Source organism: Asanoa sp. WMMD1127 (genome assembly GCF_029626225.1).
GTDB lineage: Bacteria > Actinomycetota > Actinomycetes > Mycobacteriales > Micromonosporaceae > Asanoa.
The window spans coordinates 1504621-1527064 of record NZ_JARUBP010000001.1; the positions used below are offsets into that span (position 1 = coordinate 1504621).

Below are 22444 nucleotides of genomic sequence, written 5' to 3' on the forward strand. Positions count from 1 at the left end.
CGGTCAAACCGTGCCGCCTTCCTGGCTTGCCCGCCCCGCGGTGCCGTGCACCCAGCTCGCCATCAGGTCGATCAGCTCATCGAGATCCACCGGCTTGGTGATGTAGTCGGTGGCCCCGGCGGCGATCGCGGACTCCCGGTCGCCGGGCATCGCCTTGGCGGTCAGGAAGACCACGGGCAGGCCGGCGTTGTGGTGGTTGCGGCGGATCACCCGCGTGGTCTCGTAGCCGTCCTGGTCCGGCATCATCGCGTCCATCAGCACGATGTCGACCTCCGGGTGCTCGGCCAGCGTCCGCACGCCGTCGCCGCCGTTGTCGGCGTAGAGCACTGACATGCCGTGCAGCTCCAACGCGCTGGTCAACGCGAACACGTTGCGCACGTCGTCGTCGATGATCAGCACGGTGGCGCCGTCGAGCGCCCGGCTGGCCGCGCTCGGCTGGCGGGCCGGGTCTGTGGTGGGCCGCAGCAGCGGCGGCACGGTGACCTTCGGTTGCGCGGGCGCCGGCATCGGCGCGACGACGGCGTCGGGCGCGAGCACATCGGGCACCAGCAGCGTGAACGTCGACCCGATGCCCGGCTCGGAGACCACCGTGATCGTGCCGCCGATCAGCCGGGCCAGGTCGCGGCTGATCGACAGGCCCAGCCCCGTGCCGCCGTACCGCCGGCTGGTCGTGCCGTCGGCCTGCTGGAACGCCTCGAAGATCAGGCCCAGCTTGTCGTCGGGCACCCCGATGCCGGTGTCGGTGACGGAGAACGCGAACACGGTGCGGGCCGCCTGCAGCGCCGGCACGTCGAGGTCCGGGCTCGGCTCGGCCGCCTGGATCCGCAGCGTCACCTCACCCGAGTCGGTGAACTTGACCGCGTTGGACAGCAGGTTGCGCAGGATCTGCTGGAGCCGTTGGCCGTCGGTGATCAGCACCTCCGGCAGCTCCGGCGCGACGACCACCTCGAAGCTCAGGCCCTTGTCCTCGGCCTGCGGCGCGAACGCCTGCACGACGTAGCCCTGGATCTCGTCGAACCGCAGCTCGGTCGGCTCGACGTCCATCCGGCCTACCTCGATCTTGGACAGGTCGAGGATGTCGTCGATCAGCGAGAGCAGGTCGGACCCAGCACTGTGGATGGTGCGGGCGAACTCGATCTGCTTCGCGGTCAGGTTCGCGTCCGGGTTGTCGGCCAGCAGCCGGGCTAGTAGCAGGAGCGAGTTGAGCGGCGTACGCAGCTCGTGGCTCATGTTGGCTAGGAACTCGGTCTTGTAGGCGGAGGCGGCGGACAGCTGCCGGGCCTTCTCCTCCAGGCCGATCCGGGCCAGCTCGATCTCCCGGTTCTTCGTCTCGATGTTGATGTTCTGGTCGGAGAGCAGCTTGGCCTTCTCCTCCAGCTCGTTGTTGGTGCGCTGCAGCTCGGCCGACTGCTCCTGCAGCTCGTGGGCCAGCCGCTGCGACTGGGCCAGCAGCTCCTCGGTGCGCCGGTTGGCCTGGATCGTGTTGAGCGCGATGCCGATCGTGGCGACCAGCCGTTCCAGGAATGTCAAGTGCAGGTCGGAGAACGCGTCGATGCAGGCGAACTCGATGACGCCGAGCACCTCGCCCTCGAACAGCACCGGCAGCACGACCAGGTCGCGCGGCTTGGCGTCGAGCATCCCCGAGCGCAGCGTGAGCGTGCCGGTGGGCTCGGCGCCGACCCGGATCGGGCGCCGGGACAGCGCCGCCTGGCCGACCAGGCCCTCGCCGGGGCCGAACACGACGTGGTGGTCGCGGGCGACGTAGCCGTAGGAGGCGGTCAGCCGCAGCCGGACCACGCCCTCGTCGGTGTCGGCGAGGAAGAACGCGCCGAGCTGCGCGTCGACCAGCGGCGTGACCTCGGTCATGATCATGCGGCAGACCTCGCCGAGGTCTCGCTGGCCCTGCAGCAGGCCACCGATCCGGGCGACGTTGGAGTCCAGCCAGCCCTGCTCGGCGTTCTTCTTCGTCGTCTCGCGCAGGGTGACGATCATCTGGTTGATGTTGTCCTTGAGGTCGGCGACCTCGCCCTGGGCCTCGACCGTGATCCGCTGGGTCAGGTCGCCGCGGGTCACGGACGTGCTCACCTCCGCGATGGCGCGGAGCTGGGTGGTCAGCGTCGAGGCGAGCTGGTTGACGTTGTCGGTCAGGTCACGCCAGGTGCCGGAGACGCCCTTCACCTGGGCCTGGCCACCCAGCTTGCCCTCGATGCCGACCTCCCGGCCGACCCGGGTGACCTCGTCGGCGAAGCTGCTGAGCTGGTCGACCATCGTGTTGACGGTGTTCTTCAGCTCGAGGATCTCGCCCTGGGCGTCGACCGTGATCTTTTGACCGAGGTCGCCCTTCGCCACGGCGGTGGTGACGGAGGCGATGTTGCGGACCTGGCTGGTCAGGTTGGACGCCATCGAGTTGACGTTGTCGGTGAGGTCGCGCCACGTACCGCTGACGCCCTTGACCTGGGCCTGACCGCCGAGCTGGCCTTCGATGCCGACCTCGCGGGCCACGCGGGTGACCTCGTCGGCGAAACTCGACAGCTGGTCGACCATCGTGTTGACCGTCAGCTTGAGCTCGAGGATCTCGCCCTGGGCGTCCACCGTGATCTTCTGGCTCAGGTCGCCCCGGGCCACGGCCGTGGAGACCTGGGCGATGTTGCGGACCTGGCTCGTCAGGTTGGACGCCATGAAGTTGACGTTGTCGGTCAGGTCACGCCAGGTGCCGGCCACGCCCCGCACCTGCGCCTGGCCGCCGAGCTTGCCCTCGGTGCCCACCTCGCGGGCGACCCGGGTCACCTCGTCGGCGAAGCTGCTCAGCTGGTCGACCATCGTGTTGACGGTCGACTTGAGCTCGAGGATCTCGCCCCGGGCGTCGACCGTGATCTTCTGGCCGAGGTCGCCCTTCGCCACGGCCGTGGTGACGGAGGCGATGTTGCGGACCTGGCTGGTCAGGTTGGACGCCATCGAGTTGACGTTGTCGGTCAGGTCGCGCCACGTACCGCTGACGCCCTTGACCTGCGCCTGACCGCCCAGCTTGCCCTCGGTGCCGACCTCGCGGGCCACCCGGGTGACCTCGTCGGCGAAGCTGCTGAGCTGGTCGACCATCGTGTTGACGGTGTTCTTCAGCTCCAGCATCTCGCCGCGCGCGTCGACCGTGATCTTCTGGCTCAGGTCGCCCTTGGCGACGGCGGTGCTGACCTGGGAGATGTTGCGGACCTGGCTGGTCAGGTTGCCGGCGAGCTGGTTGACGTTCTCGGTCAGGTCGCGCCAGGTGCCCGAGACGCCGCGGACCTGGGCCTGACCGCCCAGCTTGCCCTCGGTCCCCACCTCGCGGGCGACCCGCGTCACCTCGTCGGCGAAGCTGCTGAGCTGGTCGACCATCGTGTTGACGGTGTCCTTCAGCTCCAGGATCTCGCCCTGCGCGGCCACCGTGATCTTCTGGCTCAGGTCGCCGTTGGCCACGGCCGTGGAGACCTGGGCGATGTTGCGGACCTGGGCGGTCAGGTTGCTCGCCATGGAGTTCACCGAGTCGGTGAGGTCCTTCCACGTGCCGGCGACGTTGGGCACCGCCGCCTGGCCGCCCAGCTTGCCCTCGGTGCCCACCTCGCGGGCCACCCGGGTCACCTGCTCGGCGAAGAGCCGCAGGGTGTCGGTGAGCGAGTTCATCGTGTCGGCCAGGGCCGCGACCTCGCCCCGGGCGCTAACGGTGATCTTCTGGCTCAGGTCGCCGCGGGCCACGGCGGTCGCCACGGCCGAGATCGACCGCACCTGGTGGGTCAGGTTGCTGGCCATCGTGTTGACCGAGTCGGTGAGGTCTTTCCAGGTGCCGGCGACGCCGCGTACGTCGGCCTGGCCGCCCAGCTCCCCCTCGGTGCCCACCTCGCGGGCCACGCGGGTGACCTCGTTGGAGAAGCTCGAGAGCTGGTCGACCATCGTGTTGACCGTGCGGCCGATGCGGAGGAACTCACCACGCAGCGGGCGGCCGTCCATCTCCAGCGCCATGTGCTGGCTGAGGTCGCCGTCGGCGACCGCCACGATGACCCGGGCGATCTCGGTGGTCGGCCGGCCCAGGTCGTCGATCAGCGAGTTGATCGCGCGCTGGCTCTCGGCCCACGAGCCGTCGTAGCCCTCCTCGTCGAGCCGCTCCGTCAGCCGGCCGTCGCGACCCACGATCCGGGCGATCCGCCGCACGTCGAGGTGCTGCCGCTCTTGCATGGCAACGACGTCGTTGAACGCGTCGGCCACCTCGCCGGCCAGGCCCTGCCGTCGGGGCAGGCGCGCCTTGAGGTCGCCGCGGGCGACGCGGCGCAGGGCCTCGGTCAGCTCCTCGAGCTGGCGCCGGCTCTCCTTGAGCTCCTTCTGTTGTTGCTTGACGGACTCGTCGGCGGCGGACTGCTCCGCGGCGGTGATCGATTTCGCCGTGGTCATCGTTCCTCGCTCGGTCTGCGTGCATGGGAGGGTGCCGACAGGGGGTTGCCGCCGACAGCCTTCCCATCATGGCCTTTGCCGCACGGCGGGCGCGAGGGCGCGGGTCGGTATTACCGCCCGGTCGTGCCCAAACCGCCGCCGAGTGCGCTGTCGCGTGCCCTGGACGGCGCGTCCGGATTACCACCACCAGACCGGGCGGCTTGGAACAATACGTAGCTTCGGGGCAGGATGCTAAGCGTGTCAGGGGAGGTCGGCGCGGGCCAGGTGGAGCACGTCCGTCATGTGCGCCTGCCCGCCGACCGGCGCACACCGGCGGCCGCGCGCGCTCTGGTGCGGGCCGTGCTGGCCGAGGCCGGGCTCGACGACCTGGCCAACGAGGCGCTGCTGCTGACCACCGAGCTGTCCACGAACGCGGTCGTGCACGCGGGCACGGAGCTCGACATCGAGGTCGCGGCGGACGGGGTCGGGCTGACCGTGACGGTCACGGACTTCGCCGGCGGGCCGATCGAGACGGTGCTGGTGCGGCCCCGACCCGACGTCTCCGAAATCTCCGAAATTTCGGAAAGAGGACGCGGGTTGCTGCTGGTCGACCACTTCGCGTCCCGCTGGGGCACGATCCACGAGGGGGCGCGCAAGGGGGTCTGGTTCCGGCTCGACCGACCGGGCGGGGCGTCCGCGCCGCACGCGGTGGTGCCTCGGCAGCTGGCCACCGGCGCCGCTCTGGGCGCCGCGCCGGTCGCGATCCCGACCAACCCCGGACCCTCGCCGACCGCGACCGAGATGGCCACGCTGAGCCAGACCGCGCCGGACGCGTACTCCGACGATCCGCTCCCCGACTTCGCCGGTGACCTGCTCACCAGGGTCGCCGACATGGTCGGCGCGGCCGGCGGCGTGGTGCGGCTCGACCGCGGTGACGGCGCCGGTTCGCGGGTGCTGGCCCGCTACGGTCGGCCGCCCCGCCCCGAGGACGAGCTGCTCCGCGTGCCGCTGGCGGTGAACCGGCCCTACAGCGGCGAGCTGGAGCTGGATGCGGCGCCGTCGGCCTATGCGCAGCCGCTGGCCGCGCTGGTCGCCGAGCGGCTCTCGCTCTATGTCGAGAACGACCGGCTGCGCCGGGCCGACCTGCGCCGGCAGAGCTGGCTGACGTTCCTGGCCGAGGCGAGCGAGTTGCTGGCACAGTCGCTCGACGTACACCTGACCATGGCCTTGATCCCGCAGCTCGTCGTGCCGCGGCTCGGGCAGTGGTGCGCGGTGCACACCACCGACGAGTGGGGTCGGCTGCACCTGGCCGCCGCCAGCCACGCCGACGAGTCGATGCTGCCGCGGCTGCACGCGGTGCTCGCCGAGACCGGTCCGGAGTCGATGGTGGCGCGGCTGCGCGAGGCGTCGCGGACGGCGTCGCAGGTGCCGCTCGGGCCGCCGATGGAGGGCTTCGCGGTGCCGCTCGTGGCGCGCGGGCAGCGGCTCGGCACGCTCGCGGTCGGGCGGCACCAGCGGCACCGGCACGACCCCGACGAGATCGCGGTGATCGAGGACGTGGCCCGCCGGGCCGGGCTCGCGATCGAGAACGCGCGGATCCACGAGGAGCGCCGCAAGGTCGCCCACACCCTCCAGCAGTCGCTGCTGCCGCCGGTGCTGCCGATCGTCAAGGGCATCGGCTTCGCCGCGGAGTACGTGCCGACCGGCGACGCGGCCGAGGTCGGCGGCGATTTCTACGATGTCGTGCCGCTCGCCGATGATCGCTGGCTGGTGGTAGTCGGCGACGTCTCCGGCAAGGGTGTGCCGGCCGCGGCGGTCACCGGCCTGGTCCGCGACGTGATCCGGGTGCTGGTGCACGACGCCCGCCCGCTGCCGGAGGCGCTGCACCGGCTCAACGAGACGCTGGTCGAGCGGGGCGGCGGGCGTTACTGCACGCTGGCGCTGGCCGCGGTCGGCCCGGCCGCCTCCGGCGAGGGCGATCTGGCGGTCTCGCTGCACCTGGCCGGCCACGACCGCCCGGTCGCGGTCCGCGCCGACGGCCGAGCCGGCTTCGTGGGTACGGGCGGCACGGCGCTCGGCCTCCTCGACGACGTCGCGACGCCGGTCGCCGAGCTGACGTTGCGCCCCGGCGACTCGCTGGTCTTCTACACGGACGGGGTGACGGAGCGCCGCCGCGGTCGGGACCTGTTCGGCCCGGAACGCCTGCGCGACGCGGCGGCGCCACTGGCGGGCTATTCGGCGGACGTGGTCGCGGCCCGGCTGAAGACCGCGGTGATCGGCTTCTCCGCCGACACCCCGCGCGACGACATCGCCATCCTGGTGCTCCGCAACGACTTCCTGCCGGGCTGACCCGCTCGCGATGGACCGGATGCGTTGGTCGGTGGACCAGGTGAACCCGGCCGCCACCGACCGCATCATGGAAATCGGCTGCGGCGGCGGCACGGCCGCTGCGCTTGTCTGTGCCCGGTTGGTTTCGGGCTCGCTGGTGGCTATCGACCGCTCGGCCACGGCGGTGAAGAAGACGCTGACCCGCAACGAGGAGTGCGTGGCCGCCGGTCGCCTGACGGTGATCCAGGCACCGTTCACCGCGGCCGGAGTCGGCGACCTGGGTCCGTTCGACAAGATCTTCTCGATCAACGTGAATCTCTTCTGGACGTCGCCGGCGGTCGAGGAGCTGGCGCTGCTGCGCCGGCTGCTCGTGCCGGGCGGCACGATGTTCGCCTGCTGGGGCCGCGGCCCGACACCGGGCCGCTCGGACGAGATCGCCCGCCGCACCGCGTCCCGGTTCGCCGAGTCAGGCTTCGAGACGACGGTGACGTCCGCCGACGGCTTGCAGTGCGTGGCCGCTAGTCCCGAACCCTGAGCCCGGACCGATGTGACGCTCCGCGTCGGAGTCAGCCCGGTGTAGCGGTCTGGGCGATCGCCCGCGCGGACGCCGCGTCGTCAGCGCGCAGGCGTTCCCCCGTGGCGCGTCGTCCTGGGGTCGCGTCGCGCCGCACACGCGAAAGCATGTATCGACGCGTTCTCGCATGTGCGCCCGCTGGCAGTCCCGCCTGAGCCGGCTCGCGACATCCCTTTACCTGGCGCCTGCTCGTTAGCATCGGCTGTGGTCGACGTCGAGCGGACCTTTCGGCGGCTGGAGCCGCTGCACGTGATGTTTGCCCTCTTCTGGGGCTTGGGGATGCTGGTTCCGGTCCTGGCCCACTGGTTCGCCGGGCTCAAGACCGCGGCGGTTGCCCTTCTCGCCGTTGACGCTGCCGTCCTCACCGCGATCTACCTGGCGGCGCCGGCGGCTTCGATCGTGGTCACGCCGAGGTCTGCTGACCGCGGTTGCGGTGGTCGTGTCGCTCGCAGCGGCCCGCTACCTGATATCCATCGACGGCCAGTAAGCCGAGGTCGCGCGCGGCGAGTTTCGCACATTGAGGGCTTTGTCCGTTTAGCGTGGGTTTGATGACGAGCACCGCCGAGGGTGGGACCGACAAGTACATCGCGCTGGCAGCGATGGTGTTCGCGGTCGCGATGACGTTCATCGACCAGACGATCGTGTCCATCGCTGTCCCGGACATCTCCGGCGAGCTCGGGGTGTCGGCGTCCGCGATCCAGTGGGTGATCAATGGGTACCTGCTGTCGCTGTCCGCCTTCTTCGCCTTCGGTGGGCGGCTGGCCGATCTGCTCGGACATCGGCGGATGGTCCTGATCGGAGTGACCATCTTCGCCGTCTCGTCGGCGCTGTGCGGTGCGACGCCGTCCGGGGACGCGGCCGAGCCGTGGCTGATCGTCTTCCGGGTCATCCAGGGGTTCGGCGCGGCGCTGCTGTTCCCGGCGGCCCTCGCGATCGTGGTCGCGGCGTTCCCTTTGCAGCAGCGCGGGCGGGCGCTGGCGATCTTCTTCGGGGTCACCGGCGGGCTGACCGCGATCGGGCCGATCCTGGGCGGGTGGCTCACGCAGTACACGTGGCGGGCGATCTTCTGGGTGAACGTACCCGTGGCGGTCATCGCGATCGTGTTGACCTTCCTCGCCAAGGTGAACCCGGCGCACCGGCGCGAGAAGCTCGACTGGCGCGGGGCCGCCTTGATCGTCGCCGGCATGGCGTTGAGCGTGCTCGGCCTGCAGCAGGCCAGCTCGTGGGGCTGGGACAGCTGGCGCACCTGGCTGTGCATCGCCGTCGGGTTCGCGATCCTGGTGATCTTCGTGCTGGTCGAGCTGCGTACCGAGACGCCGTTGATCAAAGTTCGGATCTTCCGCGACCGGGCGTTCACGATCGACAACGCGGTGCTGTTCTTCGGCCTGATGGCCTTCGTGCCGCTGTTCTTCTTCGCGAGCGTCTACTCGCAGATCTCGCTGGGCCAGTCCGCCAACGGCGCGGGGCTCTACCTGCTGATCTTCTTCGGCGGCTTCGTGGTCGCGGCGCAGATCGGCGGCCGCATGCTCGACCAGGGCGGCGCGCGGCGCCCGGTCATCCTCGGCTGCGTGCTCGGCACGATCGGTTTCGCGTTCTGGGCCCGCAGCCTGACCACACTCGACGAGGGCAGCCAGTGGTACTGGATCGTGCTGTCCGGCGCCGGCATCGGCTTCTTCCTGGGCCCGGCCAGCACGGACGCGGTCAACCGCGCGATCAACGCGTCGTACGGCGAGGTCACCGGCATCACCCAGACGCTGCGCAACTACGGGTCGAGCCTGAGCCTGGCCATCCTCGGCACCGTCCTGCTCCAGGTCGGGCGCGACAAAATCAACACCTCGCTGACCGGCCTCGGCGTGCCCAGCGCCGACGCGACCGCAGCGGCCAACTCCCTGATGTCGTCGACGGCCGGCGCGACGGCGACCAACGCCCTCCCACCGTCCATCCGCGAGGCGGCGATGGTGGCGATCCAACGCGACTACGCCGAAGCCAGCCGCGTGGTCTTCTTCGGCATGGCCGTCGCGCTGTTCGTCGCGCTCTGCTTCGCGCTGTTCCACCCGGGCGGCAAGGTCACGGCCGAGAACAAGTCCGAAGAGCCGGCCGCCACCCCCACCCGCACCTCAGGCGGCGACGGCCCGCTCGACCCACCCGTCGCGCCTGCCTGACCCGGCCGGGGGTGTTCGCCGGCTGCGAACGGCGTGTCCGTGGGCCGGGCGGCGGGTATAGCGTCGGCAGAGAGGCCGGTGACGGTCTTCGGTGGCTCCAGCACACCCGGCCCGCTCGCCGCGTGGTCCGACGGAAGGACTGACGATGCCGCTCGACGACCATCCGCGGCGGTGGAACGTGCCGCCGGGCATGCCGCAGCTTCCCGATCAGCCGGCCGAGCCGCCGTTGGCGCCGTGGTTGGAGGAGAAGCTCTTCGATCGCCGCATCGTGATCCTGCAGGGCACGGTCAACGGGGCCGCCGCCACGCGGACCGCCGCCGCGCTGTTGACGCTCGACGCGCAGGGTGAGGACCCGGTCGAGCTCCACCTGCGCAGCCCCGACGGTGACCTGGACGCCGTCTTCGCCGTCATCGACGCGCTCGACATCATGCACGCACCGGTGCACGCCCTCGCCTCGGCCGAGATCGGCGGGGCCGCGATCGGGCTCTACGCGGTCGCACCGCATCGCAAGGCCTTCCCGCACTCCCGCTTCCGCCTGCGCGAGCCGCGGGCGGCCGGCGTCTCCGGCACCGCCGAGGACGTCGCCCACGCCGCGGGCCACCACCTGCGGGCGCTCGACGACCTGATCGTGCGGATCGCCGAGGCGACCGGCCAACCGCGCAGCCGCGTCGAGGACGACCTGTCCCGCGGTCGCCAGCTCACGGCGGCGGAAGCCCGCGAGTACGGCCTCGTCCACGAGATCGTCAGCCCCGGCAAGAAGGGCGACCCGAGCTGACGACGACGAACCTCACAGATTCGCCGGGCCGGGAACCGCGACCGAGGTTCGTAGGCTCGGTCGGGTGAGCCTCGACGCCTTCCCGCCGATCCTGTTCGACATCGACGGCACCCTCGTCGACTCCACCGACGTGGTGGCGTCCGTCTGGCGCGCCGTCGCCGACCAGCACGGCGTCGACGCCGAGGCGATCCTCGCCGTCTGTCACGGCCGTCGCGACGCCGAGGTCGTGCCCGAGTTCTTCCCCGCACACGCGGCCGCCACGGTCTTCCGTCAGATCGCCGAGGCCGAGCCGCGCTACGCACACCTGCTGCGTCCCCTCCCGGGCGCCGCTGCCCTGCTGAACAGCCTCGACGACCAGGCCTGGGCCGCCGTCACCTCCGGACCGCGGGCGCTGATGACCAGCCGACTCCGCGCTGCCGGCCTGCCGGTCCCGGCCGTCCTCGTCACCGCTGATGACGTAGCCCACGGCAAGCCCGACCCTGAGGGCTACCTGCTGGCCGCGAAGCTGCTCGACCGGGACATCGCCAGCTGCGTGGTCGTCGAAGACGCCCCCGCCGGGATCAGAGCGGGCAGAGCCGCCGGCGCCCGGCAGGTCGTCGGCATCACGACCACTCATCCGGCCACCTCGCTCAAAGCCGCCGGCGCCGACACGGTCATCGACAACCTGGCCGCACTCCGGCAGGCGATCGGCTAAAGCCCGCCGATCCAGCGGCCCGGCGCCATGCGCCGGTGTGGGTCGAAGCGTTCCTTCACCTCCCGCAGCGTCGGCAGGGCCGCGACCGGCCCCCACAAGTCGATCGCCTGGCGGACGGCGGGCGGCGCCGAGGTCACCACACACGTCCCGCCGCGGAACAGCAGCACCCCACGGACCGCCGACAGGATCGCCGCGACCCGCTCCGCACCGAGGCTGGCTGGCAGCGAGGCCTGCACGACCCCGATGCCCGCGGCCCCGCGCACCGGGATCGGACCGCCCACCGCGTCGCGCAGCGCGTAGATCGCCGCGTGCAGGTCGCTGATCGGCACCGTCAACCGCAACGCGACCTCGCCCGGCTCGAACGGATAGCGATGCCACCAGCGCGGCGGGGTGTCGAGCGCCCGGGCGTCACCGCCCAGCACCCCCACCAGCTGCTCGGCTCGCTCGAGCACCTCGGCCTGGGCGCCCTCCAGCAGCAGCGCGACCGTGCCGGGGCCCTGCCGGCTCCGCTGGCGCGGGATCAGCAACGCCCGATGGGCCGGCAGGTCGACCTCGATCGCCGATGGCGCCACCGACGCCGCCAACGCCTGCCGCACCAGGTCGTGCACCTCCAGCGGCGTCCACACCGAGCGGCTCACCCAGACGCGGGCGGACGGTGCGGCCTGGGTCCGCAACGTCGCGGAGACCAGCAGCGCCAGCGCGCCCTGCGACCCGCACAGGACCTGGTTGAGCCCCGGCCCGGCGCCGCCGCGCATCGACCAGCCGTCGGCATGGTGCAGCCGCCCCTCGGCGTCGATGTAACTGACCCCGATCACCTGCTCGCACGGCGTGCCGAACCGGTGGCGCAGCGGCCCGGCCTCGTCGGCGGCCAGCACCCCGCCGATCGTCGCGCCGATCGACCGCGGGTCGCAGGCCAACCGGTGGCCGCGCTGCCCGAGCGCGGCCTGCACCGCTCGCACCGGCGTGCCGGCGCCGACCTCGACGCTCAGCTCACCAGGGTCGCGATGCCAGATGCCGGCCAGCCGCCCGGTGTCGACGATGAGGTCGAGCCGGGCCGGCGGCGCGCCCCAGTCGAGTTTGGTCGCCGCACCGCGGGGCACCACGGCCAGGTCGTGGTCGGCCGCCAGGGACAGGACCGCCGAAGCCGCCTCGACGGTGCCGGGCGCCGCGACCCACCGCGCGGGCACGCCGGCCACCTCGTCGGCGGCGCCGGCCTCGCGGGCGAACTGCTCGCCGCAGATGTCGGCCAGGCGTCGCCGCACGTCGAAGCCGCCCGGCGAAGTCATGGCGCAATCGTACACATGTTCGAACGGGCTGCAACGCCCGCCAACGAAGACCCAACGCCGCTACGGGTAGCGTGCACGGGGTGACCGACGAGCCGAAAGCCCCAGTCGCGAAGCAGGTTCCGCGCGAGCGCACCCACCACGGCGACACCGTGGTCGACGAGTACGCATGGCTCGCGGAAAAAGACGATCCCGACACGCTCGCCTACCTGAAGGCGGAGAACGCGTACACCGAGGCCCGCACCGAACACCTCGCCCACCTGCGGGAACGGCTGTTCGGCGAGATCCGCCAGCGCACCCAGGAGACCGACCTCTCGGTGCCCTACCGGATGGGCCGCTACTGGTACTACACGCGCACCGTCGAGGGCCAGCAGTACGGGATCTACTGCCGCGTCCCGCTCGACGACCCCACGCAGACCACCCCGCCCGCCACCGGCGACGGCACCCCGCTGCCGGGCGAGGAGATCCTGCTCGACGGCAACGCGCTCGCCGAGGGACACGAGTTCTTCTCCCTGGGCGCGTTCGACGTCAGCCCCGACGGCAACCGCCTCGCCTATTCGACGGACTTCACCGGCGACGAGCGCTTCACGCTGCGGATCAAGGACCTGCGTTCCGGCGAGACCCTGCCCGACGAGGTGCCCGACACCTTCTACGGCACCGCCTGGTCGTACGACGGTGGCACGCTCTTCTATCTGACCGTCGACGAGGCGTGGCGGCCCTATCGCGTCTGGCGGCACACCGTCGGCACGCCGACCAGCGACGACGTCATCGTCTACGAGGAGTTGGACGAGCGCTTCTGGGTCGGCGTCGGGCTGACCCGGTCACAGCGCTACGTGCTGGTCGAGGCGGGCAGCAAGATCACCAGTGAGATCCGGGTGATCCCCTCCGACGACCCGACGGCCGAGCCGGCGCTGATCGCACCCCGGCGCCAGGGCGTCGAATACTCGGTCGAGCACCACGGCCACCGCTTCCTGATCCTGCACAACGACGGCGCCGAGGACTTCGAGCTCGCGTACACCTCGGTCGACAACCCGACCGGCTGGACGACGATGGTGCCGCACCAGCCCGGCACGCGGCTGGAGTCGGTCGACGCGTTCGCCGAGCACCTGGTCATCTCGCTGCGCCGCGACGGCCTCAGCGGCCTGCGGATCCTGGCGCTGGGCGAAACCGACGGCTACGACATGCGGTTCCCGGAGCCGATCTACAGCGTCAACATCGATGCCAACCCCGAATACCAGACCGGCCTCGTACGCCTGCGCTACACCTCGCTGACGACGCCGGAGTCGGTCTACGACTACGACCTGGCCACCGGCGAGCTGATCCTGCGCAAGCGCAAGCCGGTCAAGCCGGGTCCGGACGGCCGCGAGTTCAACCCCGACGACTACGAGCAGCATCGCGAGTGGGCGCTGGCCGACGACGGCACGCGCGTACCGATCTCGCTGATCCGCCGCAAGGGCACCCCCCGCGACGGCTCGGCGCCATGCGTCCTCTATGGATACGGCTCCTACGAGTCGTCGATGGACCCCTGGTTCTCGGTGCCCCGCCTGTCGTTGCTCGACCGTGGCATGGTCTTCGCGGTCGCACACGTGCGGGGCGGGGGCGAGATGGGCCGCCACTGGTACGAGGACGGCAAGCTGCTGGCCAAGAAGAACACGTTCAGCGACTTTGTCGCGTGCGCCCAGCACCTCGCCAAGGCCGGCTGGACGGCGCCGGACCGGCTGGTGGCCCGCGGCGGCTCGGCCGGCGGCCTGCTGATGGGCGCGGTCGCCAACCTGGCGCCGCAGGCGTTCGCGGCCATCGTGGCCGAGGTGCCCTTTGTGGACCCGCTGACGTCCATCCTGGACCCGTCGCTGCCGCTGACGGTGATGGAGTGGGAGGAGTGGGGAAACCCGCTGGCCGACGCCGAGGTCTACCAATACATGAAGTCGTACTCGCCCTACGAGAACGTCTCCGATGTGGACTATCCGGCGATCCTCGCGGCCAGCAGCCTCAACGACACCCGGGTGCTCTATCACGAGCCGACCAAGTGGGTGGCCCGGCTGCGGGCCAGGGCGCCGCGCGGCCACTACCTGCTCAAGACCGAGATGGGCGCGGGCCACGGTGGGCCGAGCGGCCGCTACGACGCCTGGAAGGACGAGGCCTTCATCGCGGCCTGGATCCTGGACCGCGTCGGCTTGGCCGACTAGACACACACAGCGGCCTCGCCGGCTGATGACAGGAGCGGCGTCGCTGGCAGACGGCAGCCGGCCTGGCCCTCGTTGAGAGGGGCCAGGCCGGCGTCGTCCGCGGTCAGTTGTTCAGCAGCGCGGCGCTGATGATGATGCCGAGCACCGCACCGGCCACGCTCGCACCCGCGGCGTACCAGCCGAGGGGCTTGTCGCCGAGCACGGCTCCGACCACGCCCAGGATCAGGCCCAGGATGCCGAAGATCAGCGGTGAGATGAGCACCGCGAGCACAGCGAAGACGAACGCGATGATGGTGCAGATGCGGGCGGCCGAGCTACGCGGCCGTGCGGGGCTGGTCGGGTAGGACATGCCGTCACTCCTCGAATCGTCGGACGCGAGGGCATTACCCAAACAGGCCGGAGGATATTCAGGCTGTTGCGGCGGCCTTCAGCACGGTCGGATCCACATTGCCGCCGGAGATGACCGCAACCGTGCGTCCCTGCGGCATCCGATCACGCCGGAACAGGAACGCGGCCGTCGCCACGGCTCCGCTCGGCTCGACCACCAGGCGTGACCGCTGCACGAGGCGCGCGGTCGCGGCCGTGATCTGTGCTTCGGTGACGGTGATGATGCCGTCGAGGCGTGCGTGCAGGTGCTCGAAGGTGAGCTCGCTCAGCGGCACGCGCAGGCCGTCGGCGCTGGTGCGGATCAGGTCGGCCACGTCCCAGGTGATCAGCGTGCCCTTGGCCAGGGACTCGTTGGCGTCGCCGGCCAGGTCGGGCTCGACGCCGAACACCTTCGCCGAGGGTCGCCGGGCCTTGATCGCCGTGGCCACGCCGGAGGCCAGCCCGCCACCGCCGACCGGGACGAGCACCACGTCGACGTCTTGGCAGTCCTCGAGGATCTCCAGGCCGACGGTGCCCTGGCCGGCGATGATGTCGCGGTGGTCGTACGGCGGGATCAGGGTCAGGCCCCGCTCGTCGGCCACCCGCTGGGCCCGCTCGGCCCGCTGGCTCGGCGCGACCATGATGATCTCGGCGCCGATGTCGCGTACCGCTGCGATCTTGATGTCGGGCGCCGTCTCGGGGATCACGACGACGCACGGCGCGCCGAACGCCCGGGCCGCGTAGGCGAGCGCCGTGCCGTGGTTGCCGGACGAGTGCGTGACGACGCCGCGGGCGCGCTGCTCCGGGTCGAGCCGCGAGATCGCGTTGGTCGCGCCGCGCAGCTTGAACGAGCCCACAGGTTGCAGGCTTTCGGGCTTGAGCTGGAGGCCGGGGGCCCAGGCAGCCGGCAACAGAGGCGTACGCACCACCGCGCCGGCGATCGCCCGGGCCGCCGCTTCGACGTCGTCGACCGTGATCAGGTCGACGGTCACCCTTCGCTCTCCGGACGGGCGACGTAGACGCCCTTGCCCTGGCGCCCGTCGAGCAGGCCTTCGGTCTTGAGGACCAGCATGGCGGACTCGATGGTCTGGCTGCTCACGCCATATTGCGCGCACATCTCGCGCTTGGTCGGCAGCTTCGCGCCCGGCGCCAGTCGACCGTCCTTGATCTGCTCGCGGAGGTCGTCGGCGACGCGGCGGTAGTCCGGCTTGTAAGGGGACATCGGCTCACTTCCGAGTTGGCCTGTCCAGTAGATCACCCCTGTTGCAATCTTGCAACCACAAGACGACTAACCAAAGTTGCGAGGCAATGTAGACGTGCCAGAGTTGCCCTGGCAGCATGTGTTTCGAAGGCGTTCGCTTCCGAGTTGGCCCTTGCGAATCGGGCTCCTTCACCCCGGTTCGGGCACCCGCCCGTTCCGAGCCGGGGCGGGCCCGGGCCCGCCCCGGTGCTCCCAGATGGCTGGCGCTCCGGGTGTGCCCGGCAGCGCCGGCCGACGGCGGCAGCGGTCCGTGACGCAAGGCTCCGGGCCGCTGTCTGCCGGCGGACTTCATTGGAGGAAACGATGTTCTTCGGCAAGCGCCCTGACCCCGCCCAGATCGAAGTGTGGAACCGCGCCTACCTGACCCACGGCAGGGACGAACGCGACCCGCAAGCCTGCGCCGCCACCGGCTGCCCGGGCCGCTTCCCCTGCGCCGCCCGCCTGGAGGCGGCCGAACTCCTCATCGTGGCGGGCGTCGGCGTACCGACGGAGGTGCTCCTACCCACCCCCCGCCGCGACGCGGACACCCCCGGCTGGCACGACTGGGACACAGGCGAATGGGCCTGGATTCCCGCACAGCGCGCGGTGGCGGCGGCCTGATCGCGGACCGCTCAAAACCGGGTGGGGTCCGCGTAGATGTAGATCTCGGTGATCTGGCCCTGGGCGACAGTGAAACCCAGCGCGCCCGCGACCCGGCCGGCATGGCGCAGCCGGAGGCCGGCCCCGCCGTTGACCAACACGAGCTCAGCCGTCGCGGCCCGCTGCCGGAAGCTGAGCGCACGCTCGGCCACCTCCCGGGCACCGCGCACGACGACCGGCCCCGGGTCGCCGACATCGGCCCGCAGCATCACGTCGGGGTCGAGCAAGGCCACAAGCGCGCCCAGGTCACCGCCCTGGGCGGCGGCGAGGAAGGCGGCCACGACCGCCCGCTGGCGGCCGGGGTCCGAGTCGGCGCTGCCGGCGGGCGATCCACGGACCCGCCGGCGGGCGCGGCTCGCGAGTTGGCGTGCCGCCAGCCGGTTGCGCCCGACGATCCGGCCGATCTCCTCGAACGGCACCGCGAACAGGTCGTGCAGCACGAACGCCACCCGTTCCGCGGGCGACAGCCGGTCGAGCACGACCAGCAGCGCCAGGGCAATCGACTCCGCGCGCACCGCCTCGTCCTCCGGCGTAGGCGTCGTGGGCGTACGCGCGTCGCTGACCACCGGGTCCGGCAGCGGCAGCGACAGGGACAGCTCCGGATGGGCGCGGCGGGCCTTGAGCACGTCGAGGCAGACCCGACCCACGACCGTGGTCAACCAGGCCCGCAGGTCGCGCAGCTCATCGGCGTCCACTCGCTGGAGCCGCAGCCACGCCTCCTGCACCGCGTCGTCGGCCTCCGCGAACGAGCCCAGCATCCGGTAGGCCACCGCGCGCAGATGAGGCCGGTCGTCCTCGAATCGGCGGGCCAGCTCGTCCACGGTCACCTCCGTCGGTCGCCGGTCGTCTCGCTACACGACGACCCACCGCCCGCGAACGTGACCACCGAGGAGCCCGCCATGTCGCCCATCGTGACCCGAATCGAGATCGCCGTCCCGCCGTCGGAGGTTTTCGCCTACGTCGCCGATCCGCGCCGGTTCCCGGAGTGGCAGCGCGACATCGTCGCCGTGCGCCTGGCCGATCCGGCGCCGCCGCCCGGGCCGTTGGGGCGCAACGAGCGGTTCACCACCGTACGGCGGATCGGCGGCGCCGACCGTGCGATGACCCAGGAGGTGGTCACCGCCGACCCGTACCGTGAATGGGCCGTGCGTGGCACCGACGGCCCGATCCGCCCCAACGTCAGCGTGACGATCGAGCCCAGTGGAACGGGGTCGGTCGCCACGTTCACCTTCGACTTCGAGGCGCCCGCGATCGGTCGTCCCCTGCTTCCCCTGGTCCGCCGCATGACGGGGCGGATCGCCCCGCTCAGCGTCGACCGGTGCAGGCACCTGCTGGAAGCCGCCCATCGCGCGGCGCACCAACCGTGAGGCTGGTGTGTCGCGGGTAGACTCGGCCGCTGTGATCGGAGTGCTGGTCGTCGACGATCAGGTCCTGATCCGTGCCGGCCTGGTGGCCGTGCTCACCGCGGCGCCCGGCATGAGGGTGGTCGGCGAGGCGGCTGACGGCGAGGCGGCGCAGGAGCGGGCGTTGGCCCTGCGGCCCGACGTGATCCTGATGGACATCCGCATGCCGGGTCTCGACGGCATCGAGGCCACCCGACGCATCCTCGACGCCGCGCCGGCGCCGGCGCCGCGGGTGCTGATGCTGACGACCTTCGACCTCGACGAGTACGTCTACCACGCGCTGAAGGTGGGCGCGCAGGGCTTCCTGCTCAAGGACACGCCACCCGAGCGCATCATCGCGGCCGTGTCCACTGTGGCGGGCGGCGACATGCTGTTCGCGCCGACGGTGACCCGACGGCTGATCGAGGCGTACGCCCCGGCCATGCCCGACCGGCCGCTGCCCACCGAGCTGGACGGGCTGACGGCGCGGGAACGCGAGGTGGTCCGGCTCGTCGGCGCCGGCCTGTCCAACGCCGAGATCGCGAAGCGGCTGATCGTGTCCGAGGCGACGGCGAAGACCCACCTCAACCGGGCCATGACCAAGCTCGGGCTGGTCAACCGGGCGCAGGTGGTCGTCGTCGCCTACGAGACCCGCCTGGTCACCCCCGGCCGCCGATGAGCTCTGCCCGGCGGCCGCGCCCGACCCGCGTCGACGTCGGCCTCGCCGTCGGCCTGACCGTGGTCGCTGTCCTGCTCGGCCAGGAACAGGGCGGCGACTGGCGACCGCTGGACCTCCCCGGTGTGCTCCTCATCGCGGGCGGCACCCTGCCGGTCGCCTTCCGCCGCTCCGCTCCCGTCCTCGTCCTGGTTTGCTGTGCGAGCGCCTGGATCGGCTGGATCGCGGCCGGCTACTGGCCGGCGCTCAACGTCTACGGCACCTGGCTGGCGGTCTTCACGGTCGCGGCCCAGCGTCCCCTGTGGATGGCCGCGTCCGCCGCGGCCGGCGCGGCCGCCATCTGGGTCTACGCCGGCTTCCGGACCGACGGCTCGTCGATGGGCAGCGTCCTGGCGCAGGCAGCCGTGTTCAGCGCGGTGGCCTGGAAGCTCGGCGACACCGCGCAGACGTTGGAGCGCAACAACCACCGCCTGGCGGCGCTCACCGAACGCCTGCGGCACGAACAGGAGGACCGGGCCCGGCGGGCGGTCGTCGACGAGCGGGTCCGGATCGCCCAGGAGCTGCACGACATCGTCGCCCACCACATGGCGGTCGTGTCGGTGCAGGCCGGAATGGCCCGCTACGTCTTCGACACCGACCCGGAGGCGGCCCGCGCGGGCCTGGCCGTCGTGGCCGACAACAGCCGCGAGGCCCAGGAAGAGTTGCGGCGGATGCTGGGCCTGCTGCGGACGTCGGCTGACGACGCCAGCGGCGACCCGGACCGCTCGCCCGCCCCGGGCGTCGCCCGGCTCGACGAGCTGGCCGAGCGCGTCCGTGCGGCCGGCGTGCCGACCGAGCTGGTGGTCACCGGCCCGGCGCGGCCGCTGCCACCGGGGCTCGACGCCTGCCTCTATCGGGTGGTGCAGGAGTCACTGACCAATGTGCTCAAACATGCCGGGCCGGCGTCCGTCACCGTGGCCCTGGCCTACGGCGACCGCCACGTCACCGTGACGGTCACCGACAACGGCCGTGGCCCGGTGCCGGCCGCCGATCCGGGGCCCGGCCACGGCCTGATCGGCATGGCCGAACGCGCCCACCTCTACGGCGGCACGCTCACCGCCGGCCCGCATGCCGGCGGCGGCTTCGAAGTGGTGCTGCGGCTGCCCCTCAGCCGATCGACAGACCCGTGACGTGGGCGGCCTTGGCGTCGGACTTCCACGGGACCTGGATCTCGACCGTACGAGTCTCCGGTGTCGTCTTGTAGAGCTCCCACAGCACGACGCTCTCCCCCGGCTCCAGCGTGTCGTTGGCCCCGTTGGCACTCGTGGCGCTGCACAGGCACGCGCCGCTGGCCACGTACATCGGCTCGTATCTGATGTGCGCCGCGGGGTCGACGAGCATGACGCCGCCCGCCGCCCAACCGCGGCGGGGCCGCCAGCTGCCGTGGGTGAAGTACTCCTTCTCGAGCTCGGCACCGAACGCGATGCGGGTCTGGCCGTCGTTGCGCAGCGTCCACACCAGCGACGTCAGGCCGGTCGAGTCGCGGTGCAGTCCGTTGACCTCGGCCCGCAGGCCCTTGACGTCCGCCGGCGTGAAGTCGGCGCCCGCCTGCGCGCCCGCGCCGAAGCGGTACGGCGTCCCCGCGACCGTCGTCTGCGCGGGCTTCGGCTTGGCCCGGCTGAACGTCACCGTGACCCGGCGGTTCTTACGGCGTCCCTCGGCGGTGTCGTTGGAGAAGATCGGACTGCGCGAACCATGCCCCTTGACCTGGTACGTCACCCCGGGTCGAGTGACCAGGGCGGTGAGCCGGTCGGCGACCGTCTGGGCCCGCCGTTGGGACAGCGGATCGTTGATGGCGTCGGTGCCCGTGCTGTCGGCGTGCCCGTCGACCGCCACGGTGCTGTCGTCGGAGGCGTCGATCTGCCCCGCGACCTGCTGGAGCAGGGCGTCGGCGCGCGGGCTCAGGTCGGCGCGGTCGATCGCGAACAGCACGTCGGAGGCCAGCCGCACGGTGCGGTCGCCGCCCTCGTCGTTCACGGAGGTGTCGACACCCTCGGCGACGCTGGTCGCGTTGAGAATCCGGGGCGGCGCCAGCGACGTGGCGGCGGGGTCGCGTTGGTCGGGCAACGCCGCGAGCGGCCCTGAGCCGATCGGCACGTCGGCGACGGGCGGCGCCGTGGGCATGACGACGGTGACCCGGTCGACTTCGGGCGGTGGGGCCGGGTAGTGCGCGTACAGGTCCAGCGTCTGCCCGGCCTCGACGACCACGCGCACGGTCGTGGAGCACAGGCAGATCTCGGCCGGTATCCCCTCGGCCTTGTGCAGCGGCAGGTAGAGCGCGTTGCCGCCGCCGTCGAGCAGCCCGATGCCACTGACCGCCAAGGAGTCGCCGATCCCGGGATGGGTGACGTCGCCAGGCTCGCTCAGCCCGAGGTCGATGGCCTTGATCGGGCTCTGGCCCGTGTTCGCCACGCGGAACTGCGCGGTCACCACCGCGTCGGTCGTGCGGCTCAGCGCCCGCACCTCGATCGTCGCCTGCCCACTGGCGACGGCCAGCGGGACCACGCCGAGGGAGGTCTCCGGTGGGGTGGCCGTGGCGGTGGCCGTGGCCGTCGACTCGCTCCGGCCCAGCCCGTCCTTGGCCGGCTCGCTCTGGCAACCGCTCACGGCGAGGGCGACGGCGAGCGCGGCCCCGCAGAGCATTGTCCGTACGGTGTACTGGCTCATCGGTTTCCCCGTCGATCGGGCCTACCATTAGCTAGGCAGGCTAGATAAATGGATGTTGAGGTAAATGGCGCGCAATCTGGTCGACGAGGTCATCGCCCGGCTCGGGCAGTCGAGCGAGCGCGGGATGCGCATGAGCCAGGCCGCTGCCGCGCGGGCCGGCGTCAACCCGACCGACATGCAGTGCCTGCAGCTGTTGCAGCGGGGTCCGATGCCGGCGGGTGAGCTGGCGCGGCTCGCCGGGCTCACCACCGCGTCGACGACCGCTTTGCTGGACCGCCTCGAGCGGGCCGGATACGTCACCCGCACCCGGGACGCCGGTGACCGCCGCCGGGTCATCGTGGCGCTGGATCCGCAGACCACCCGGGCCGAGATCGCGCCGCTCTACGCCCCGTTGATCCGCAGTTGGCGGCGGACCCTGGCCGGCTACTCGGACCGCGATTTGGCGGTCATCGTCCGCTTCCTCGACGAGGTCGTGGAGGCGTTCGACCAGCAGATCGAGCGGCCCTAGGGTCGGCGCTCGCCGGGCAGGCCGCTCGCGACCAGCGGAATGATCACCAGCGCCGCGACCACGTGGGCCAGCGCCAGCACGACCTTGGTGGCCGGCTCGGCGTTGGCGAGCACCGGCGCGGCCAGCGACAGCACCGCGAGCCCCACGGTCACGCGGACGAACGCGCGCCGTGGGCGCCGGGCCCAGCGGCGCAGCGCAAACGCCAGCACCGTGCCCCAGAACGTGCAGATCGCTGTGCCCATCAGGAACGAGGCCGCGGTCACGTCCGCCCGGTCCGCCGCGCCGACGCTGCCCGCGGCCATCGGCACCCCGGCCCACGCCGCGACCGCGCCGACGGCCGCTGTCAGAGCCGCCGCCGCCAACGCGGCGCAGACCGCCCGCACCAGCAGGCCGGCGGACGTCACAGCGGGAACCGAGGCGGGGACGGCGATTCCGGTGTCAGTCATCTCGTTCTCCTCCATCTAGGACGGCCGCCCGGTGCGGCCGTACTGAGGTCGGAGCCGCCC

The 22444-nt window shown here is 71.7% G+C and carries 20 protein-coding genes; 12 read left to right on the plus strand and 8 right to left on the minus strand.

Annotation, left to right across the window (positions count from 1 at the left end):
* Nucleotides 1-3: 3 nt before the first annotated feature.
* Nucleotides 4-4419, minus strand: a complete 4416-nt coding sequence (locus O7635_RS07360; protein ID WP_278079653.1) for a HAMP domain-containing protein — start codon at nt 4417-4419, stop codon at nt 4-6.
* A 228-nt stretch (nt 4420-4647) separates the two neighbouring features.
* Between O7635_RS07360 and O7635_RS07365 the strand changes: the two genes are divergently transcribed.
* The 6 genes from O7635_RS07365 (at nt 4648) to O7635_RS07390 (ending at nt 10931) form a co-directional block, all read left to right on the plus strand.
* A complete protein-coding gene (locus O7635_RS07365; protein WP_278079654.1) occupies nt 4648-6747 on the plus strand; it encodes a SpoIIE family protein phosphatase in 2100 nt (699 codons plus the stop codon).
* A gap of 19 nt (nt 6748-6766) precedes the next feature.
* Nucleotides 6767-7261: a class I SAM-dependent methyltransferase gene (locus O7635_RS07370; protein ID WP_278079655.1), complete on the plus strand. Its 495-nt coding sequence runs from the start codon at nt 6767-6769 to the stop codon at nt 7259-7261.
* A gap of 243 nt (nt 7262-7504) precedes the next feature.
* A complete protein-coding gene (locus O7635_RS07375; protein ID WP_278079656.1) occupies nt 7505-7849 on the plus strand; it encodes a hypothetical protein in 345 nt (114 codons plus the stop codon).
* A complete protein-coding gene (locus O7635_RS07380; RefSeq protein WP_278079657.1) occupies nt 7849-9462 on the plus strand; it encodes an MFS transporter in 1614 nt (537 codons plus the stop codon). Before O7635_RS07375 ends, O7635_RS07380 begins: the two co-directional genes overlap by 1 nt.
* Before the next feature lie 145 nt (nt 9463-9607).
* Nucleotides 9608-10237, plus strand: a complete 630-nt coding sequence (locus tag O7635_RS07385; protein WP_278079658.1) for an ATP-dependent Clp protease proteolytic subunit — start codon at nt 9608-9610, stop codon at nt 10235-10237.
* 64 nt (nt 10238-10301) lie between these two features.
* Nucleotides 10302-10931 (plus strand): HAD-IA family hydrolase, encoded by a 630-nt coding sequence (locus O7635_RS07390; protein ID WP_278079659.1) that lies wholly within the window; start codon nt 10302-10304, stop codon nt 10929-10931.
* Here O7635_RS07390 and O7635_RS07395 read toward each other — a convergent pair.
* Nucleotides 10928-12217 (minus strand): FAD-binding oxidoreductase, encoded by a 1290-nt coding sequence (locus O7635_RS07395; RefSeq protein WP_278079660.1) that lies wholly within the window; start codon nt 12215-12217, stop codon nt 10928-10930. The two genes, O7635_RS07390 and O7635_RS07395, sit on opposite strands and share 4 nt — an antisense overlap.
* 80 nt (nt 12218-12297) lie before the next feature.
* Between O7635_RS07395 and O7635_RS07400 the strand changes: the two genes are divergently transcribed.
* Nucleotides 12298-14400, plus strand: a complete 2103-nt coding sequence (locus tag O7635_RS07400; RefSeq protein WP_278079661.1) for a S9 family peptidase — start codon at nt 12298-12300, stop codon at nt 14398-14400.
* 103 nt (nt 14401-14503) lie between these two features.
* Here the strand turns inward: O7635_RS07400 and O7635_RS07405 are convergent, their stop codons facing one another.
* From O7635_RS07405 to O7635_RS07415, 3 genes are read right to left on the minus strand one after another with little or no spacing between them, the layout of a single operon-like run.
* Nucleotides 14504-14749 carry a hypothetical protein gene (locus O7635_RS07405; protein WP_278079662.1) on the minus strand — a complete coding sequence of 82 codons (246 nt, stop codon included), beginning with the start codon at nt 14747-14749 and terminating at the stop codon, nt 14504-14506.
* Between the two features lie 58 nt (nt 14750-14807).
* Nucleotides 14808-15758, minus strand: a complete 951-nt coding sequence (locus tag O7635_RS07410) for a threonine/serine dehydratase (protein WP_278079663.1) — start codon at nt 15756-15758, stop codon at nt 14808-14810.
* Nucleotides 15755-15988 (minus strand): winged helix-turn-helix domain-containing protein, encoded by a 234-nt coding sequence (locus O7635_RS07415; protein WP_089252336.1) that lies wholly within the window; start codon nt 15986-15988, stop codon nt 15755-15757. Before O7635_RS07415 ends, O7635_RS07410 begins: the two co-directional genes overlap by 4 nt.
* Before the next feature lie 342 nt (nt 15989-16330).
* Here O7635_RS07415 and O7635_RS07420 point away from each other — a divergent pair, with 342 nt between their 5' ends.
* A complete protein-coding gene (locus O7635_RS07420; RefSeq protein ID WP_278079664.1) occupies nt 16331-16627 on the plus strand; it encodes a hypothetical protein in 297 nt (98 codons plus the stop codon).
* 11 nt (nt 16628-16638) lie between these two features.
* Here the strand turns inward: O7635_RS07420 and O7635_RS07425 are convergent, their stop codons facing one another.
* Complete coding sequence (locus tag O7635_RS07425) at nt 16639-17487, minus strand: sigma-70 family RNA polymerase sigma factor (protein WP_278079665.1); 849 nt, start codon at nt 17485-17487, stop codon at nt 16639-16641.
* Nucleotides 17488-17565: 78 nt separating this feature from the next.
* Between O7635_RS07425 and O7635_RS07430 the strand changes: the two genes are divergently transcribed.
* Genes O7635_RS07430 through O7635_RS07440 form a run of 3 tightly spaced genes read left to right on the plus strand, consistent with a single transcriptional unit; the run spans nt 17566 to nt 19893 of the window.
* Nucleotides 17566-18033 carry an SRPBCC family protein gene (locus O7635_RS07430; RefSeq protein ID WP_278079666.1) on the plus strand — a complete coding sequence of 156 codons (468 nt, stop codon included), beginning with the start codon at nt 17566-17568 and terminating at the stop codon, nt 18031-18033.
* Nucleotides 18034-18064: 31 nt separating this feature from the next.
* A complete protein-coding gene (locus O7635_RS07435; protein WP_278079667.1) occupies nt 18065-18727 on the plus strand; it encodes a response regulator transcription factor in 663 nt (220 codons plus the stop codon).
* Nucleotides 18724-19893, plus strand: coding sequence for a sensor histidine kinase (locus O7635_RS07440; RefSeq protein WP_278079668.1), 1170 nt, complete (start codon nt 18724-18726; stop codon nt 19891-19893). Before O7635_RS07435 ends, O7635_RS07440 begins: the two co-directional genes overlap by 4 nt.
* Here O7635_RS07440 and O7635_RS07445 read toward each other — a convergent pair.
* Nucleotides 19871-21430: an OmpA family protein gene (locus O7635_RS07445; protein WP_347405264.1), complete on the minus strand. Its 1560-nt coding sequence runs from the start codon at nt 21428-21430 to the stop codon at nt 19871-19873. The genes O7635_RS07440 and O7635_RS07445 overlap by 23 nt on opposite strands.
* A gap of 64 nt (nt 21431-21494) precedes the next feature.
* Here O7635_RS07445 and O7635_RS07450 point away from each other — a divergent pair, with 64 nt between their 5' ends.
* Nucleotides 21495-21938, plus strand: a complete 444-nt coding sequence (locus O7635_RS07450; RefSeq protein WP_278079669.1) for a MarR family transcriptional regulator — start codon at nt 21495-21497, stop codon at nt 21936-21938.
* Here O7635_RS07450 and O7635_RS07455 read toward each other — a convergent pair.
* On the minus strand, nt 21935-22384 hold the full coding sequence (locus O7635_RS07455; RefSeq protein ID WP_278079670.1) for a DUF6069 family protein: 450 nt from the start codon (nt 22382-22384) through the stop codon (nt 21935-21937). The genes O7635_RS07450 and O7635_RS07455 overlap by 4 nt on opposite strands.
* Nucleotides 22385-22444 lie beyond the last annotated feature (60 nt).

Coding starts and splice junctions, on each gene's coding strand:
- O7635_RS07360 (WP_278079653.1), bottom strand. CDS start 4,419: ATGACCACGGCGAAATCGATCACCGCCGCGGAGCAGTCCGCCGCCGAC.
- O7635_RS07445 (WP_347405264.1), bottom strand. CDS start 21,430: ATGAGCCAGTACACCGTACGGACAATGCTCTGCGGGGCCGCGCTCGCC.
- O7635_RS07395 (WP_278079660.1), bottom strand. CDS start 12,217: ATGACTTCGCCGGGCGGCTTCGACGTGCGGCGACGCCTGGCCGACATC.
- O7635_RS07370 (WP_278079655.1), top strand. CDS start 6,767: ATGCGTTGGTCGGTGGACCAGGTGAACCCGGCCGCCACCGACCGCATC.
- O7635_RS07365 (WP_278079654.1), top strand. CDS start 4,648: ATGCTAAGCGTGTCAGGGGAGGTCGGCGCGGGCCAGGTGGAGCACGTC.
- O7635_RS07405 (WP_278079662.1), bottom strand. CDS start 14,749: ATGTCCTACCCGACCAGCCCCGCACGGCCGCGTAGCTCGGCCGCCCGC.
- O7635_RS07380 (WP_278079657.1), top strand. CDS start 7,849: ATGACGAGCACCGCCGAGGGTGGGACCGACAAGTACATCGCGCTGGCA.
- O7635_RS07440 (WP_278079668.1), top strand. CDS start 18,724: ATGAGCTCTGCCCGGCGGCCGCGCCCGACCCGCGTCGACGTCGGCCTC.
- O7635_RS07450 (WP_278079669.1), top strand. CDS start 21,495: ATGGCGCGCAATCTGGTCGACGAGGTCATCGCCCGGCTCGGGCAGTCG.
- O7635_RS07385 (WP_278079658.1), top strand. CDS start 9,608: ATGCCGCTCGACGACCATCCGCGGCGGTGGAACGTGCCGCCGGGCATG.
- O7635_RS07415 (WP_089252336.1), bottom strand. CDS start 15,988: ATGTCCCCTTACAAGCCGGACTACCGCCGCGTCGCCGACGACCTCCGC.
- O7635_RS07430 (WP_278079666.1), top strand. CDS start 17,566: ATGTCGCCCATCGTGACCCGAATCGAGATCGCCGTCCCGCCGTCGGAG.
- O7635_RS07455 (WP_278079670.1), bottom strand. CDS start 22,384: ATGACTGACACCGGAATCGCCGTCCCCGCCTCGGTTCCCGCTGTGACG.
- O7635_RS07420 (WP_278079664.1), top strand. CDS start 16,331: ATGTTCTTCGGCAAGCGCCCTGACCCCGCCCAGATCGAAGTGTGGAAC.